Below are 16,926 nucleotides of genomic sequence, written 5' to 3'. Positions count from 1 at the left end.
CCCAGCCGCCCCCAGCCGTCCCGGAGCCCTCACCCACACCGGCATGAGACGCACATCGACGAACGCCGCCCGCTCCGCCCGGGACGACCGGATCCACGGCATCAGCCTCCCCCGCTACGTCGCCGGGCCGCTGATCCAGGTGCTCCGGCGGCTGGCCATGGCGCTCGGCGTGCTGGCCACCGCCGTCGTCCTCGTCTACGTCGACCGCGGCGGCTACCACGACAACGCGGACGACGAGGTCGGCTTCACCGACGCCCTCTACTACGTCACCGTCTCGCTCTCCACCACCGGCTACGGCGACGTGGTGCCCGAGTCCGACGTCGCCCGGCTGATCACCACCTTCCTCATCACCCCGCTCCGGGTCCTCTTCCTGATCATCCTGGTCGGCACGACACTGGAGGTGCTCACCGAGCGCACCCGCGAGCAGTGGCGGCTCGCCCACTGGAGGAACACCTTGCGCGACCACACCGTCATCGTCGGCTTCGGCACCAAGGGCCGGTCCGCGGCGGAGACGCTGATGACCACGGGACTGACCCAGGACCAGATCGTCGTCGTCGACCCGAGCTCCCAGGTCGTCGAGCTGGCCAACGCCGAGGGCTACGCGGGCGTCGTCGGCGACGCGACCCGCAGCAGCGTCCTGATGCGGGCCAGGACCGACCGGGCCAGGCAGGTGGTGATCTCCACCCAGCGGGACGACACCGCGGTCCTGGTCGCGCTGACCGTGCGACAGCTCAGCAGCAGCGTGCGGATCGTGGCCTCCGTGCGCGAGGAGGAGAACGTGCCGCTGCTCCGGCAGTCCGGCGCGGACTCGGTGATCACCAGCGCCAGCGCCGTCGGCCGGCTGCTCGGCCTGTCCATGATCAGCCCGAACAGTGGCGCGGTGATGGAGGACCTGATCCACCAGGGCAAGGGGCTCAGCGTGCGCGAGCGGCCGGTCACCAAGGCCGAGGCGGGCCGTTCGCCCCGTGAGTGCGACGATCTGGTGGTCTCGGTGATACGCGGGCACCGGCTGCTGCCGTTCGACGATCCCGACGCGGCGACCCTGGAGCTCACCGACCGGGTGGTGGTGATCCACCACATCGGCGAGGAGGAGGAGCGTCGCATGGCCGCCAAGGCCAAACCCCCGACCAGGCCCGACCGCGGCCCGGGCTCCTGGCGTATCCCCAGGAGATGAACGGGCCCCTGCCGGGCGGGGACGCGACGGCCGCGCTGGTGCGTCTCGCCGCGACCGCCGGCCTGCCGGCCGGCCTCGCCCACCGTCCGGCGGAGCCGGTGGTGCTCGTGGAGCGTGCGGGGGTGACGGTGGTGCGGGTCGGGGACGTCGTGGCGAAGGCGCACGCCCCCGGCACCGACGAACGGGCGCTCGCCACCCGGGTCGCGCTCGCCGGGGACCCCGCGCTGGCCGGCCTGCTGCTGCCCCCGGCGCCGCCCGGAACCCTCGCCGCGCTGCCCGACGGGCGGGCCGCGACGGTCTGGCCGTACGGCGTCCCGGTCGATCCCGCCAGCGATCCCGACGCCGTGCCCTGGGAGGTCGCGGGCCGGCTGCTGGCCGCCCTGCACGCCGTGGACACCGAGGCGCTCGCCACCCCCCGCCGCGACCTGCCGGCGATGGGCGGCCCCGACCGCACCGCCCGGGCCGTCGCCCGGATGCGCCGGGTGGCGGGCCACGCCGCCGCCCGCCGGGCCGTCGAGCGGGTCTGGGCCGGACTGCCGGCCTGGTGCCGCGGCGAGACGCCCCCGCCGGGCCCCGCCGTGCTGTGCCACGGCGACCTGCACCTCGGACAGCTGGTCCGGCGCCCGGGTCCGCACGGCGGCTGGCTGCTGATCGACGTCGACGACCTCGGGCTCGGCGACCCCGCCTGGGACCTGGCGCGCCCCGCCGCCTGGTACGCGGCCGGCCTGCTGGCGCCCGTGTACTGGCACCGGCTGCTGGCCGGCTACCGGCCCGAGTACGGCCGGGGCCCCGGGCCCGACGAGCCGGATCCGTGGCCGCGCCTGGACGCCCCCGCCCGCGCGCTGACCGCCCATTTCGCCTGCCGCGCCGTGCTCCGCGCCGACCGCGCCGGGAAGGGGCTCGCGCCCGACGAGGAGGCGTTCGTCGACGCCTGTGCCCGCATAGCCCGGTCCTCGGGAGCCGGGAGCGTTTAGGGTGGCTGGCACGTTGCCGGGAAGACGCGTCCGTCGGACAACCTGACGGACCTTTTCGACCTTGAGGGGTGGAGCCGACCATGCAGTGTCCCAAGTGCCATGCGCCGATGCACACGTTCAGCCGGAGCGGCGTTCAGATCGAGCAGTGCAGCGGCTGCCGTGGCATCTTCCTGGACTACGGGGAGCTGGAGGCCATCAGCCGGATGGAGTCGCAGTTCGCCGGCCCGCCGCCCGGCGCCGCGGCCGCCGCCCCGCCCCCGCCGCCTCCGCAGCAGCAGGGTCCCGGCTGGGGCGCCCCGCAGCAGCACGGCGGCCACTACGGCGGCCACCACGGTGGCCACTACCCGCACCGGCGTAAGGGCGGGCTCTCCGGGCTCTTCTTCTCGTCGTGAACCTGCCCGGCTTAGCCGGGACCCCAGCGCGTCGCTGGTGGCGCGAGGCCGTGGTCGCGCGGGTGCGGGTCATCCGACACGTCCCCGTCGGCGGCCGCGGCCTCGTCGCCCTCCTGCTGCTGGTCAACGTCCTGCTCGGGCTGCTGCCGATCGGGTTCGTGCTGGCCACCAGCACCGTGGTCGGCCGGGTGCCGGACGCCGTCGAGGCGGGCACCGGCTCACCCGCCTGGTACGCGCTGCTCCGCGCCCTGCTGCTCGCGGCGGCCCTGTTCGTCGGCCAGACGCTGCTGGCGCCCGTCCAGGCGGCGCTCGGTGAGCTGCTCAGCCGCCGGGTGGACGGCTGGTTGCAGGCCCGGTTGATCGCCACCTCGCTGCGCAGCCCCGGTATCGCGCCCCTGGAGGACCCCGCCGCGCTCGACGCCCTCGACGAGGCGAGCCAGTGGTTCCAGGGCCGCACCTTCACGCCCGGCACCGCATGTGCCGGGATGCTCGCGCTGGTCGCCAGGTACCTGCGGCTGGCCGGGCTCGTCGTGCTGCTCGGCGTCGTCGCCTCCTGGCCGGCCGCCGCGGCGCTCAGCCTCGCGGTGCTCGTCTTCCGCACCGGCCAGCGCGGCGGCCAGCGGGTCTTCGCCCGTCGCTTCGGCCGGTGGGGCGCGGAGCTGCGCCGCAGCCACCACCTCAGGGACGTCGCCCAGGGCGCCACGCACGCCAAGGAGCTGCGGGTCTACGGCCTGACCGACTGGATGAGCGAGCGGTACGCGGAGAGCTTCGGGGTGGTCCAGCGGGGGGTGGCCCGGGTGCGCCGCCGGATCTTCCTGCTGCCCTACCTGGGATACACGGTGCTCGGCCTAGCCGCCGCCACGGTCGTCTTCGTCTCCCTCGGCGTCGACGCGGCCCGCGGCGAGGTCTCGTTGACCGGGCTGGCGCTGGGGTTACAGGCCGCCACGGCGGCCATCGCGATGGGCGGCTTCTACGCCGAGGCCGATCTCCAGACCTCGATGGGCATGCGGGCCTGGGAGGCGCTCGACACGTTCGAGTCGAAGGTCGTCGCGGCCGAACTCGCGAGCGCGGGCGCCTTGCCGGCGGGACCCCCGACGGCGGTCGCTTCCGTCGGGCCGGCCCCGTCCACCGCCCCCAGCACCACGATGGCGCCGCGCCGCCCCGCCGAGCCCGCGGCCCCCGTCGAGCGTGCGGCGCCCGCGGAGCGAGCGGCCCTTGCCGAGCGTGCGGCTCCTGTCGAGGGCGCGGGCCCGGCCGAGCTTGCGGTTCCTGTCGAGGGCGCGGGCCCCGCCGAGCCCGCGGCCCCCGTCGAGCGTGCGGCGCCCGCGGAGCGAGCGGCCCTTGCCGAGCGTGCGGCTCCTGTCGAGGGCGCGGGCCCGGCCGAGCTTGCGGTTCCTGTCGAGGGCGCGGGCCCCGTCGAGCCCGCGACCCCTGTCGAGCGTGCGGCGCCCGCCGAGCCCTCGGTTCCTGTCGAGGGTGCGGGGCCGGCGGGGGCGCTTGTCGGGTCGGGTCGGGTGCCAGCGCAGCGCGTCGCCGCCGAGTTGGGTGGACCAGCCGCGTCGGGCGGCACGGCCGTGTCGAGCCGTGGGGCGGGTGCCGCGGGGCTGGCCGGAGGGGCCGGCAAGGCCAGGGGCGTGGACGTCGCGCTGGCGGGGGTGGGGTTCCGGTATCCGGGCGGGAGGCCCGCCGTGTTGGACGGGCTCGACCTCGTGTTGCCCGCCGGGCGCTGCACCGCCGTGGTCGGGGTGAACGGCGCGGGGAAGACCACCCTGGTCAAGCTGCTCACCCGGCTCTACGAGCCGACCGCCGGCCGGATCACCGTGGACGGCACCGACCTGCGGGACCTCGCCGTGGACGGCTGGCGCCGCCAGGTCAGCGTCGTCTTCCAGGACTTCGTGCGCTACGAGCTGACCGCCGCGGAGAACATCGCCTGCGGCGCCGCCCACCTGCCGCCCGACCGGGACGCGGTGCGCGCCGCCGCCGCCCGGGCCGGTGTGCTCGACGTCCTGGAGCGGCTGCCGCACGGCCTGGACACCGTGCTGAGCCGGGCGCACCGGGGCGGCGCCGAGCTGTCCGGCGGACAGTGGCAGCGGGTGGCCATCGCCCGCTCGCTGTACGCGCTGGACGCCGGCGCCCGGCTGCTGATCCTCGACGAGCCGACCGCGGCGCTCGACGTCCGCGCGGAGGCCGCGTTCTTTGACTCCTTCGTGGCGCTCACCCGGGGCGTGACGGCCGTGCTGATCAGCCACCGCTTCTCCAGCGTCCGCCGGGCCGACCGGATCGCCGTGCTCGACGGCGGGCGGGTGGTGGAACTCGGCGACCACGCGGGGCTGCTGGCGTCCGGCGGCCACTACGCGCGGCTCTTCCGGCTCCAGGCCGAGCGGTTCGCCGCCGGGCTGACCGCGGAGGGCGAGCCGGAGGAGCGGCGCTTCGCGCCGCCCACCGCCGCGGCCGAACCGTCCGACCCGAGAGAACACGGGAGAGAGCTGAGATGACCGGTGGCGCGGCGCGGGCCGTCGTCGAGCTGACCCGGATCTGCTGGGTCAACGACCGGCCGCGCCTGCTCGGGGCACTCGCCCTGATGCTGGCCGAGGCCGCCGCGCTGCCGCTCACCGCCCCCGCGTTGGGTGCCCTCACCGACGCGGCCGTCGCCGGGGACGCCGACCGGGCCGGGGCCCTGGGCGCCGTCGTCGCGCTGCTCGCCATCGCCGCGCTCACCGGCGAGCACTTCGCGCACGTCCTCTACTTCGAGCTGGGCGACAAGGCCTTCCTACACCTGGACCGGGAGGTCATCGCGCTGTCCAACGGCTCGGTGGGCCTGGCGCACCACGAACGCCCCGAGTACGCCGACCGGATCGCCGTGCTGCGCCAGGAGCTGAACCGGATCGGCAACGCCGGCGTTCGCGCGTTGCTCGGCACCCTCACGCTGGGCTGCGCCGTGACGCTGACGGCGATGCTGCTGGCCCGCCTCGACCCGTGGCTCCTGCTCCTGCCACTCGCCGCCGTGCCGCCGATCCTGGCCGGCCGGTACGCCGAGTCGCTCATCGGCGCCCGCCGGGTGGCGGCCGCGGCGGACACCCGGGCGGCGCAGCACATGTTCGATCTGGCGCGGAACGCGGCCACGGCCAAGGAGCTGCGGGTGCTCGGTCTGCGGGACCTGATCGTGTCCCGGCACGAGCGGCACTGGCGGGCCGCGACCCGCCGGCTGTGGGGCGGCGAGGTGCGGGCGATGCTGCTGCGGGCGGGCGGGCAGCTGGTGTTCGCGCTCTGCTATCTGGCGGGCACCCTGCTGGTGCTGCGGGAGGCGGTGGCGGGGCAGCGGCCGGTCGGCGAGGTGGTGCTGGTGGTGGTGCTCGCCGCACAGGTGAACGGGCAGGTGACCGGCGCGGTCACGCTGCTCCAGGAACACCAGCGACTGGCCCGCACCATGACCGAACTCCACTGGACCCGCACCCTGGTCTCCGATCCGGCGCCGACAGAGCTGACCCCGGCTGCGCCGACGCCGGCCGGCCCGGCTGCGGACAGGCTGGCGCCGACTGCTCCGGCTGCGGACATGCCGGCTTCGACCGGTCCGGACGCGTCGGCCCCCGCCGGTCCGGCTCGGGACGCGCTGACGCCTGCCGGTCCGGCTCCGGACGCTCCGGTCTCCGACGCGTCAGCGCCGATCGCTCCGGCCTGGACCGGGCTGGACCCGGTGGCCGGGGCCGGCGCGGGGGTCGGGTTGGGCGCGGCAAGCGCCTCCGTGCCGGTGCGGTTGACGGACGGCATCCGGCTGCGCGGCGTCTCGTTCCGCTACCCGGGCGGCAAGCCCGACGTGCTGTGCGGCGTGGACCTGTGGCTGCCGGCCGGTGCCACCGTGGCGGTCGTCGGGGAGAACGGCGCGGGGAAGTCGACGCTGGTCAAGCTGCTGTGCCGGTTCTACGAGCCGACCGCGGGGGCGATCGAGCTGGACGGCGTGGACCTGCGGAGCCTCCCGGCGGACCGGTGGCGGGAGCGGATCGCCGCCGGTTTCCAGGACTTCTCCCGGTTCGAACTGCTGGCCCGCGAGACGGTCGGCGTCGGCGATCTGCCGCGGCTGGCGGACGCGGCGGCGGTCGCCGCCGCGTTGGACCGGGCCGGGGCCGCCGACGTGACGCGGCGGCTGCCCCGGGGCCTGCTGACCCCGCTCGGCCTGAGCCAGCCGGACGGCGTCGAGCTCTCCGGCGGCCAGTGGCAGAAGCTCGCGCTGGGGCGGGCGATGATGCGCGAGACGCCGCTGCTGCTGGTGCTCGACGAGCCCACCGCGGCGCTGGACGCCGAGGCCGAGCACCGCCTCTTCGAGCGGTACGCGGCCGGCGCGCACCGCCACGCGCGGCGGACCGGCGCGGTGACCGTGCTGGTCAGCCACCGTTTCTCCACGGTGCGGATGGCCGATCTCATCCTGGTGATGTCGGGCAGCCGGATCGCCGAGTCCGGCAGCCACGCGGAGCTGATGGCGGCGGACGGCCTCTACGCGGAGCTCTACCGGCTCCAGGCGGACCAGTACGCGTAGCACGCACGCGTAGTCCTCCAGGGTGATCCGTCAACCTCGCGACGGAGCTCACCGGTTCGTGCTCCGGATGGTTGCGTTTGCTCCCTAAGTGCACCAAGCTGCGCAGTTATCCCCGTACCGCACGATCACTCGGAGTTGTCATGCCGTCGCAGAAGGTCCGCACGGGCCGCCGGCTGTCCGTCAACCGCTCCCGGCTCGTCCACAAGATCGGCTACGCGCTCCGGCACCCCGGCCGCGTCGCCCCGCATCTGCGTCGCAGCGGCCGGGACGCCTGGCTCCGGCTGCGGCACCGGGACCACGTGGCGTACTACCGGGCGGTCATGGCCTCGGACGCCGCGCGGAACCCGCAGGCGGCGGTCGGCAGCCGCAGCCAGGAGCGCTGGCTGGCGCTGGGCCGGATGCAGTTCGACTACCTGAAGAGCCACGGGCTGCGCCCCGAGCACCGGATGCTCGACATCGGCTGCGGCAACCTCCGCGCGGGCTGGCGTTTCATCGACTATCTCGACCCTGGCCACTACTACGGCATCGACATCTCGCCGGACATCCTGATCAGCGCCAAGCAGACCGTGGTGACCTACGGCCTCCAGGACAAGCTGCCGCATCTGACGATCACGAAGGACCTCACCCTGGACTTCCTGCCCAGCGGCCATTTCGACGTGGTGCACGCGCACAGCGTCTTCTCGCACTCGCCGGTCGAGATCATCGACGAGTGCCTGGCACACGTCGGCCGGATCCTGGCGCCCGGGGGCCACTTCGACTTCACCTTCGACCGGACCGAGGGCGCGGAGCACCACGTGCTCAAGGAGGACTTCTACTACCGCACCGAGACGCTCGTCGCACTGGCCGAACGCCACGGGCTGCGGGCCCGCTTCATGGAGGACTGGGAGAGCCTTCCGCACGGCCAGTCCAAGATCCGGGTCAGCCGGGCCGAGGGGCGGGACGAACAGGTCGCCGACGCCGACGCCGCCGAGGGGGACGCGGGCAGCGAGGCGCCGGCCGCCGAGGAGCGGCCGACCTCCTGACCCGAAATACGGGGCCGGCGCCGGGGCGGTCGGTGATCAGCCGGTGATCAGGCGCTGGATGCCGGGGGCGTAGAGGTCGGCGATGCGCTCGGGGGTGGCCCGGTCCCCGGCGCCGTCGGGGCGGTGCAGGCTGAGGGTCGCGCCGAGGCCCAGCAGCTGGCCGGTGACCAGTTCGGCGCGCAGCTCCGCCTCGGGGCCCTCCAGCAGGGCGGCCAGCCGGGCGGTGACCTGCTCCCGGAACCGCTCGCGCAGCAGGGTCCGCTCGTCGCGGTTGCCCAGCGAGAACACCACCCGCAGCAGCGGGTCGGTGCGCCGGGCCCGGCGGGCGCGCACCAGGGTCAGCACCAGGTGCCGGCCGAGCGCCTCGGGCGGCGCGGCGAACAGCGCGTCGGCGGCCGGGCCGAAGTCCGCCACGGAGTTGAACAGCGGCTCCTTGCCGCCGAAGTACTTCACGATGAGCGACGCGCTGACGCCGGCGTCCGCGGCGATGCCGCGCAGCGTCACCTCGGCGTAGGGCCGGAGGGCGAACGCGCGCCGCGCCGCCCGCACGATGGCGTCCCGCCCGCCGCCCGCGTCGGACTCCGCGGCGGACTCCGCGGCGGACTCCGCGTCAGGGGCGGCGGCCGGCTCGTGGCCGGGGGTCTGCATCAGCCGCTCTCCCGAGGAAGCGTGGACGCGCGGGCGCCGCGTGGCCCGGCAGGCACAGCGTAACGGCCAGGGCGAGCAGCGCGGCGCCGGCCGCGACGAGGAAGAGCAGCAGGTAGGCGTGGAACGTCGGCACGGTCCGCCCGTCGACCCGGACGGTGAGCCCGGACAGCACCGCCGCCACCACCGCGCTGCAGCAGGCCTGGCCGATCGAGCGCATCAGCGTGTTGAGCCCGTTCGCCGAGGCGGTCGCGCAAGCCGGCACCGCGCGCATCACGAGCGCCGGCAGCGCCGAGTAGGCGATGGCGGTGCCCGCGGCGACCACCGTGGCGCCGACGATGATCGACCACAGCGCGTGGCTGGTGAAGTAGCGCACGCCGTAACCGACGGCCATGCAGCCCGCCGCCACCGCCAGGGTGACCTTCGGGCCGAACGCCGCCGAGATCCGCGCGGACACCGGGGAGAGCGCCACCATCGCCAGGCCGCCGGGCAGCAGGCACAGGCTGCTGACCACGAGCGAGGCGCCGAGCCCGTAGCCGGTGCTCGTCGGCTCCTGCACCAGCTGGGCGGTGACCAGCGAGTTCGCGTAGAACGCGAAGCCGATCAGCAGGGCCGCGACGTTCGTCAGCAGCACCGCGGGGCGGGCGGAGACCCGCAGGTCCATCATGGGCGCCCGGACCCGCAGCTCGTACCACCCCCAGAGCGGCCAGATCACCGCGCATCCGGCGAGCAGCCCCAGCGTGCGGCCCGACGCCCACCCCCAGTCGCCGCCCTGGGTGACCGCGAGCAGCAGGGCCACCAGGCCCGCCGACAGGCCGGCCGCGCCGAGCACGTCGAACCGGCCGGGCGAGCGCAGCGGCGATTCGGGCACGAAGCACAGCACCAGCACGATGTCGAGCAGCCCGAGGCCGGCGGACACCCAGAACATCGTGTGCCAGTCGGAGTACTCCACGACCAGGGCGGCGGCCGGCAGCCCGACGGCCGCCCCGATGCCGAGGGTGGAGCTCATCAGCGCGACGGCGGGCAGCATCCGCGCCGGGTCCAGCTCGTCCCGCAGGATGCTGATGCCCAGCGGCACCACGGCCAGGGCCGCGCCCTGGCAGGCGCGGCCGGCGATGAGCACGCCGATGTGCGAGCTGGCGGCGCACAGCACCGAACCGGCGACCAGCACCCCGAGCGAGGCCAGCAGCACCCGACGCTTCCCGTACATGTCGCCGAGCCGCCCCAGCACCGGGGTGCAGACCGCGCCGGACAGCAGGGTGATGGTGATCAGCCAGCTGGCCGCGGTCGGGGTGCTGCCGGTGAGCTCGGGCACGTGCGGCAGCAGCGGCACCACGAGCGTCTGCATGACGGCGACCACCACGCCGCAGAACGCCAGCACCCCGACGACGAGCCGCGGGCGCGTGGCGGCCCGCTCGGGCGCCGCTCTGGTTCCTGACACAACGCTCCAGACCAGTCGGGGTGCACAGATGTTTACCCCCCAGCGTAGCGGGTGGTCGTGGCGGACGGCGTGGGCAGTCGTGGAACCTGGGACGGGTGGGGAATCGTTGACGCTACGTACACGCGATGACGATGAGCAGAGGTGACTTTCGATGGCGCTGTGGGACCGGATCAAGGACTCCACTCGGCTGATGCAGGGACAGCTCAACCAGAAGAAGACCGAGCTGAAGAGTGGCGCCTTCCGGGACGCGAGCATGGCCATGTGCGCGCTGGTGGCGGCGGCGGACGGGTCGGTGGACGCGTCCGAGCGGCAGCGGGTGGCGTCACTGATCGCCACCAACGAGGTCCTGCAGAACTTCCCCGCCGACGACCTGCGCCAGCGGTTCAACAAGTACGTCGACCAGCTGACGGCGGACTTCGAGTTCGGCAAGGTCGGGGTCATGCAGGACATCGGCAAGACGAAGAAGAAGCCCACGGAGGCGCGGGCGGTGGTGCAGATCGGCATCATCATCGGCGGCGCCGACGGGAACTTCGACGCCAACGAGCGCCGGGTGGTGCGCGAGGTGTGCTTCGCGCTGGACATCCCGCCGACCGAGTTCGACGTGTGAGCGGCTGAGCCCACCGGCGCGCGCCGCCCGCTCCCCTCACGACGGGCGGAGCGCGCCGCCGGCTCAGCTCTCCTTCCCGGCCTCCCCCGGGTTCCCGGAGCCCTCTGCGTTCCCGGAGTCCCCTGCGTTCCCTGGGGCCCCGAGGTCCTCGGCGTCCGAGCCGATGTCGTCGGGGAGGTCGTGAGAAGTGTCGTCAGGAAGGTCGTCGGTGAAGCCGCCGGGGCCGTCGAGCACCTCGCGGAACCGCTCGCGGTTCCGGGCCCGTTGCTGGTCGAACCAGGCGCGCCCCTCGGCCGCCACGCCCTCCAGGATGTCCCGGGCCCGGGAGATGCCGGAGGACGTCAGCGCCAGCTCCCTGAGCTGTTCCGCGTCCAGGTCGTCCGGCAGCCGCCTGGCCTCGCCGCCGCGGGACCGCCCGTAGCACTCGACCCGCACGTCGATCTGCTGCCGGTTGGTCAGCGTGATCCGCAGCCGTTCGGGGACGCTCTCCTCGTCGAGGTGGGCCGTGCCGATCACGTCGTAGCGGAAGCTCTGCCGCGACCTGCCCTCGTCGCGCGCCGTGAAGAAGTCGAGCGACCAGACCCGCAGCCGGAAGCCGCCCGAGGTCAGCAGGAACAGCCGCACGACGTAGTCCGAGTAGCGCTGAGGCCGGCCCCGCACCCGGGCCCGCAGGCAGCCGGGCGCGGCCTCCAGGACGAAGAACGCGGCCTCGATGTCGCTGTTCCGCAGGTCGTAGTGCAGGATCGCCCGACGCCGCAGATGACGCAGGTCGTAGTCGAGCCAGCGGGCCATCTCGCTGTCCGTCGGGCGCCGGCTGGCGAGATAGTCCCGCCACCACTCGTAGACCCGCAGCTCCTCCTCGTGCCGGCGGGCGAACTCCTCGCTGTCGGCGGCGAACCGCCGGCGTTCCGCGTAGAGCCCGAAGCCCCTGCGCACCCCGAAGTAGCCGCCCGCGCAAAGCAGCAGCACGGATCCGAACGCGAGGCCCGCGCTCTCCCCGGCCGCCGCCGCCAACGTCAGCGCGACGCCCGCGAGCAGCGCCACCGCGCCGCCGGCGAACGCCGCCCACCCGGTGAACGGCGTTCGCAGCGCCGCGTCGCTGGTCCGCAGGGCGCCCCTGCGCCAGGCACCCGCCGTGGCCGCCGCGTGGTGCTGCACCAGCCAGTCGAGCGTCCACGCGTCGGTTCGCCTGTCCTGCCGCGCGTACAGGTCGGTAAGCTCGGCCGCCAGGTTCTGCCGGACGATCTCGCTCTCCTGCCGCCACGTCGCCAGGTCCTCGTGCGCCTCCAGCTGCTCGTCGAAGCGCCCCCGCACGATGGCGTAGATCTCGTCGTGGAACGCCTGGGTCTGCGCCGGCGGGAGCAGGCCGCCCGCGTAGAGCCGCGCGGCGCCCGCCCGGCGGGTGGCCGGCACGCTCCGGGTCCGGCGGTCCTCCTCCTCGGCCAGCCGCCACAGCCGCCAGGCCGCGTCCAGGCCGTAGCGCAGCGCGGCGCCGGCGCCGGCGACCACGAGGAGCAGCCCGGGCACCGCGGCCGCCACGTCGCCGAGCACGGCGAGCCGCGCCAGCGAGACGAGGCCGGCGACGCAGGCCACCGCGGCGAGCGCGAACCAGGCCGGGCCGGCCAGGCCGAAGCGCGGCGGCGCGGGCCGCAGCGGCTCGGGCGGCTCCGGATCGTGCATGAAGAAGAGCGGCACCCGCTCCTCGCGGTCGTCGCTCATCCGCTTCTCGCGGATCTCCTGCTCCTCCTCGTGGTCGAGCCGGTCCTGTTCGGCGCCGGAGATGATGCCGCGCAGGTGGTTGGTGATCTCGTCGCGCCGCGGCGCGGGCAGATCCTTGAGCACCAGCTCGGCGTTGAGGGGCGAGCGCGCGCCGCGCGTCGCCGTCTCGTCCGGCTGCTCGGGGACCAGCCCGAACGCGCCGCGCAGCAGCGCCAGGATCGCGCCCCCGGCCTCGCGGTACGCGTCGTCGGGGTAGGCGCGGATCCGGCGGCCGATCTCGCGGATCTGGCGCAGCTCGCTCCCGGTCAGCTCGTCCACCGCGCGCCGGCGCACGAGGCTGAGCATCAGGTAGTAGAGGGACTCCGCGCTCACGTGGCCGCGCGACACCGCGTCGGAGATGAGCTGGTGGGCGGCCTCCGGCTGTTCGCGGTGGAGCAGGTCGAGGCCCTGCCGGTACAGCTCCTCGGGCGGCGCCCCGGCGTGGCTGTGGTTGTGGATGTCGCCGTACATCCGGGCGATCTGCTGGAAGTCGTGGGCACCGGACCCGGTGGTGAAACGGGTGGCGTCGTCGCCGCGCGGGGGCGGCCGGAAACCCTGCGCCGAACGTGGGCTCATTGCTTCCCCCTCACCAGCGCGATGACGCTTCCGACCAGCGCCGACAGCTCGCCGACCGGGGTGAGGACGTCGCGGCACCGCCGCAGCGCGGTCAGGAAGCGCCCCCGGGAGCCCGAGTCGGCGGCGTCGGCGTTCTCGTCGGCCAGGTCGAGCTCCTCCGTGGCGTCCCGGTAGGTGTCGAGGTCGATCCGCCGCTGGTTCCGCGCCTCCTTGAGCGCCGCGCGCACGTCGTCGAGCAGCCGGCGCACCTCCGGATCGAGCGGTGCCGCGGGCCGGGCGCCGCCCAGGTGCGTGTCGCCGTAGTTGTTGCCCATCTGCTGGAAGTCGTGGGCCCCGGGTCCGGTGGTGAAGCTGAACGTGTCGCCGCCGCCGCGGTCTCCCCGCTGCTCGCGCCCGCGCCCGCCGGCGTGACCCCGGGCCTCGTCGCGCGGGGCGTCGTCGGACGAGCGGCCGGCGCCGGCGTCCGCGTCGCTGGCCGTGTCTCCCGTGCCTCCCGGGCCGTCGGGGCCCCGGTCCGTCGGCCAGGAGCGGCCCGGCACCCGCACCCAGGCCGTGGCGTTCCTGATCTCCTTGGCGTCGAAGCGCACCGGGCGGAAGTCCGCCGGGTCGATCTCCGGGTAGTCGTGCTGGATCACGCCGCGGTACCAGGCGTCGGAGACGGCCAGCGCCAACGGCGCGTCCCCGGCCGCCTCCAGCGTCTCCCGCAGCACCGGCAGGTCGACCATCCGGCAGGCGGTGTTCAGGTCGGCCCCCACCCAGCCGCGCTCGTCCCACGCCACCTCGCCCGCGTGCAGCGCGACGCGTAACCGCATCTCGGCCCGGGCGTTGCTGGTGGCGGCCAGCGCCCGCAGCCCGGTGTACAGGTGGTGGACGAAGGGACCCGTCAGATCGGTCTTCGGCACCGAGCCCGGCAGCAGCCAGAACATCCCGTCGCCGCGGTCGGTCGGCGGCGGGCCGGCCCGGTGGTCGATGCCGGTCGCCGCCAGCGCGTTCTCCAGCAGCTCGTACAGCCGGTCGCGCAACCAGGACTGCACCGGGTTCGACCGGCTGCCGAAGCCCTTGATATCGACCACGACGATCTCGTAGTACTGAGACTTGCCTGCCATGTGCATCTTCCCCTCTTCGCGCGTAAAACCTGCCTATCGGAAGGTTCCTGCGGATAAAGCGTCAGATGACACAGACGGCCAAATGGTTGTACGACCGGCTACTCGCCGTTCCAGCCGCCGAGTCCCGCGGGGTCGGTGACCAGGGTGCGGCCGCGGCCGGGGACGATCAGGCCGTCGCGGTGCATGGCGCGCAGCGCCCGCGCCACCGACTCGCGGGAGGTGCCCGCGGCCCCGGCCAGTTCGCGCTGGTTGGTGAGGACGACCACCGCGCCCGGCGGTTCGGCGGAGGGGACGCCGTGCCGGCGGGCCAGGGCCACCAGCGCCCGGGCCACCCGCACGCCCGAGGGATACGCGCCGTGCTCCGCGCGGATCATGTCGGAGTCGCGCAGCCGGGCCGTGACGCCGCGCAGCACCGCGAGCGCCAGGCCGCCGTGCTCGGCGAGCAGGGCGCGGAAGCGGTCGGCGCTGATCGTCACCCCGTCCACCGGACTGGTCGCGGTGGCGGTCGCCGAGCGGCGGCCGCCGTCCAGGCAGGACAGCTCGCCGAGCAGGTCGTCGGGGCCGCGCACGGCCAGCACGCTGGTGTAGCCGTTCTCCGAGTCCTTGGTGATCCGGACCAGGCCGTCCGTGATCAGCACGACGTCGTCCGCCCGGTCGCCCTCGAACATCAGCACGTCCCCCCGCTCCCACGTCCGGGCGTGCCCGCTGTCCCGGAGCAGCGCCAGTTCGTGGGGGGTGAAGGGGGTCTGTCTGGTCACACATGCCTCCGGGCCCGGCCGCGCAGCAGAACTACCGTCCGCCGCACGAGGCTAAACCGGGCCCGGGGGTGGTGCCGGGAGACGTCTCCCAATCGGTATCAAGCTCCGACTCGGGTCACTGGTCCTTCTTGCGGATCGCCAGGTGGAGCTCCCGCAGCCGGGCCTCCTCCACCGCGCTGGGCGCGCCCATCAGCAGGTCCTGGGCGTTGCCGTTGAGCGGGAAGGCGATGGTCTCCCGGATGTTGGGCTCGTCGGCCAGCAGCATCACGATGCGGTCGATGCCCGGCGCGATGCCGCCGTGCGGCGGGGCGCCGAAGCGGAACGCCCGGAGCATCCCGCCGAACTCGCGCTCCACGTCCTCCCGCGAGTACCCGGCGATCTCGAACGCCCGGTACATGATGTCCGGCTCGTGGTTCCTGATGGCGCCGGACGACAGCTCCACGCCGTTGCAGACGATGTCGTACTGCCAGGCCAGCACGTCGAGCGGGTCCTTCTCCTCCAGCGCGGCGAGGCCGCCCTGCGGCATGGAGAAGGGGTTGTGCGAGAACTCGATCGCGCCGGTGTCCTCGTTCCGCTCGAACATCGGGAAGTCGACGATCCAGCAGAAGCGGAAGACGTTCTCCTCGAAGTGGCCGGTGCGCCGCGCCGCCTCGACCCGCACCGGGCCCATGATCCGCGACACCTCGTCGAACTCGCCGGCGCCGAAGAAGATCGCCGTGCCCGGCTCGGCCCGCACCGCGTCCAACAGCGCCTTGACGTTCTCCTCGGAGAGGAACTTGGCGATCGGCCCGGTCAGCGTGCCGCCCTCGCCGACCCGCACCCAGGCGAGGCCCTTGGCGCCGAGCCCGGTGGCGAAGTCGCCCATCTCGTCGAAGAACCGCCGCGGCTGCCCGGCGGTGTCCGGCACCGCCAGGGCCCGCACGTGCCGGTCGGCGAAGGCGCGGAAGCCGGAGCCGGCGAACACCTCGGAGACGTCCACCAGCTCCAGCGAGGTGCGCAGGTCGGGCTTGTCCGAGCCGTACCTGAGCATCGCCTCCCGGAAGGGGATGCGGGGGAACGGCGAGGTGACGTGCCGTCCGTCGCCGAACTCCTCGAACAGCTCGGTCATCACCCGCTCGATGACGCCGAACACGTCCTCCTGCTCGACGAAGCTCATCTCCATGTCGAGCTGGTAGAACTCGCCGGGCGAGCGGTCGGCGCGGGCGTCCTCGTCGCGGAAGCAGGGCGCGATCTGGAAGTACCGGTCGAAGCCGGCGATCATCAGCAGCTGCTTGAACTGCTGCGGCGCCTGCGGCAGCGCGTAGAAGGTGCCCGGGTGCAGCCGGGAGGGCACCAGGAAGTCCCTGGCGCCCTCGGGCGAGGTGGCCGAGAGGATCGGCGTGGCCAGCTCGGTGAAGCCGAGCCCGGTCATCTTCGAGCGGATCGCCGAGATCACCGACGAGCGCAGCATGATGTTGCGGTGCATGCGCTCCCGGCGCAGGTCGAGGAAGCGGTACTCCAGGCGCCGCTCCTCGTTGACCCCGTCGTCGGCGTTGATGGTGAACGGGATCTGCTCGGCGCCGCCGAGCACCTCGATCTCCCGCACCTCGACGTCGATCTCGCCGGTCGGCAGCTCCGGGTTGACGTTCTCCCCGCCGCGGCTCACCACCCGTCCGTCCACCCGCAGCACGGTCTCCTTGGCCAGCGAGCCGAGCCGCTCGCCGAGGGCCTGCGCGGCCTCCGTCTCCGGGTGCACCACGAGCTGGGTGATGCCGTGGTGGTCGCGGAGGTCGACGAAGAGAATGCCGCCCAGGTTCCGGCGATTGTGCAGCCAACCGGAAAGCCGGACATCGGTGTCGATGTCCGAGGAACGCAGCTCGCCGCAGGTGTGGGACCGGTACCGGTGCATCGTTCGATCACCCATGTCGTCAACGGTTCGGGAAGACCCTCAGACTACCGTCCC

Annotated in this window: 13 protein-coding genes; 7 read left to right on the top strand and 6 right to left on the bottom strand. The window is 74.1% G+C overall.

What is annotated here, in order from left to right; all coding sequences use genetic code 11:
* Positions 1–43: 43 nt before the first annotated feature.
* The 6 genes from ABGB06_RS13450 (at position 44) to ABGB06_RS13425 (ending at position 8,093) form a co-directional block, all read left to right on the top strand.
* Complete coding sequence (locus tag ABGB06_RS13450; protein WP_347588731.1) at positions 44–1,174, top strand: potassium channel family protein; 1,131 nt, start codon at positions 44–46, stop codon at positions 1,172–1,174.
* Positions 1,171–2,148 carry an aminoglycoside phosphotransferase family protein gene (locus ABGB06_RS13445; RefSeq protein WP_347588729.1) on the top strand — a complete coding sequence of 326 codons (978 nt, stop codon included), beginning with the start codon at positions 1,171–1,173 and terminating at the stop codon, positions 2,146–2,148. Before ABGB06_RS13450 ends, ABGB06_RS13445 begins: the two co-directional genes overlap by 4 nt.
* Positions 2,149–2,228: 80 nt before the next feature.
* Entirely contained in the window at positions 2,229–2,540 is a 312-nt protein-coding gene (locus tag ABGB06_RS13440; RefSeq protein ID WP_347588728.1) for a zf-TFIIB domain-containing protein, read from the top strand.
* Entirely contained in the window at positions 2,537–5,035 is a 2,499-nt protein-coding gene (locus tag ABGB06_RS13435; RefSeq protein ID WP_347588726.1) for an ATP-binding cassette domain-containing protein, read from the top strand. The genes ABGB06_RS13440 and ABGB06_RS13435 overlap by 4 nt, the downstream gene beginning before the upstream one ends.
* Entirely contained in the window at positions 5,032–7,071 is a 2,040-nt protein-coding gene (locus ABGB06_RS13430; protein WP_347588724.1) for an ATP-binding cassette domain-containing protein, read from the top strand. Before ABGB06_RS13435 ends, ABGB06_RS13430 begins: the two co-directional genes overlap by 4 nt.
* Before the next feature lie 140 nt (positions 7,072–7,211).
* Positions 7,212–8,093, top strand: a complete 882-nt coding sequence (locus tag ABGB06_RS13425) for a class I SAM-dependent methyltransferase (protein ID WP_347588722.1) — start codon at positions 7,212–7,214, stop codon at positions 8,091–8,093.
* A gap of 36 nt (positions 8,094–8,129) precedes the next feature.
* On the opposite strand, the gene ABGB06_RS13420 is transcribed toward ABGB06_RS13425, so the two are convergent.
* Complete coding sequence (locus tag ABGB06_RS13420; RefSeq protein WP_347588720.1) at positions 8,130–8,741, bottom strand: TetR family transcriptional regulator; 612 nt, start codon at positions 8,739–8,741, stop codon at positions 8,130–8,132.
* Positions 8,704–10,179 carry an MFS transporter gene (locus ABGB06_RS13415; protein ID WP_347588718.1) on the bottom strand — a complete coding sequence of 492 codons (1,476 nt, stop codon included), beginning with the start codon at positions 10,177–10,179 and terminating at the stop codon, positions 8,704–8,706. Before ABGB06_RS13415 ends, ABGB06_RS13420 begins: the two co-directional genes overlap by 38 nt.
* 151 nt (positions 10,180–10,330) lie before the next feature.
* Here ABGB06_RS13415 and ABGB06_RS13410 point away from each other — a divergent pair, with 151 nt between their 5' ends.
* Positions 10,331–10,786, top strand: a complete 456-nt coding sequence (locus tag ABGB06_RS13410) for a tellurite resistance TerB family protein (protein WP_347588716.1) — start codon at positions 10,331–10,333, stop codon at positions 10,784–10,786.
* Positions 10,787–10,849: 63 nt separating this feature from the next.
* Here ABGB06_RS13410 and ABGB06_RS13405 read toward each other — a convergent pair whose 3' ends face one another.
* From ABGB06_RS13405 to aspS, 4 genes are all read right to left on the bottom strand, one after another.
* Positions 10,850–13,120 (bottom strand): hypothetical protein, encoded by a 2,271-nt coding sequence (locus ABGB06_RS13405; protein ID WP_347588714.1) that lies wholly within the window; start codon positions 13,118–13,120, stop codon positions 10,850–10,852.
* Entirely contained in the window at positions 13,117–14,226 is a 1,110-nt protein-coding gene (locus tag ABGB06_RS13400) for a hypothetical protein (protein WP_347588713.1), read from the bottom strand. Before ABGB06_RS13400 ends, ABGB06_RS13405 begins: the two co-directional genes overlap by 4 nt.
* A 98-nt stretch (positions 14,227–14,324) precedes the next feature.
* Positions 14,325–14,984, bottom strand: a complete 660-nt coding sequence (locus ABGB06_RS13395; RefSeq protein WP_347588711.1) for a Crp/Fnr family transcriptional regulator — start codon at positions 14,982–14,984, stop codon at positions 14,325–14,327.
* Positions 14,985–15,099: 115 nt separating this feature from the next.
* Positions 15,100–16,872: an aspartate--tRNA ligase gene (gene aspS, locus ABGB06_RS13390; protein ID WP_347589162.1), complete on the bottom strand. Its 1,773-nt coding sequence runs from the start codon at positions 16,870–16,872 to the stop codon at positions 15,100–15,102.
* Positions 16,873–16,926 lie beyond the last annotated feature (54 nt).

It is taken from the genome of Streptomyces sp. B6B3 (genome assembly GCF_039871525.1).
GTDB lineage: Bacteria > Actinomycetota > Actinomycetes > Streptomycetales > Streptomycetaceae > Streptomyces.
The sequence above is the reverse complement of the archived record's forward strand: the minus strand, read 5'-3'. Positions and strand labels throughout refer to the sequence as shown.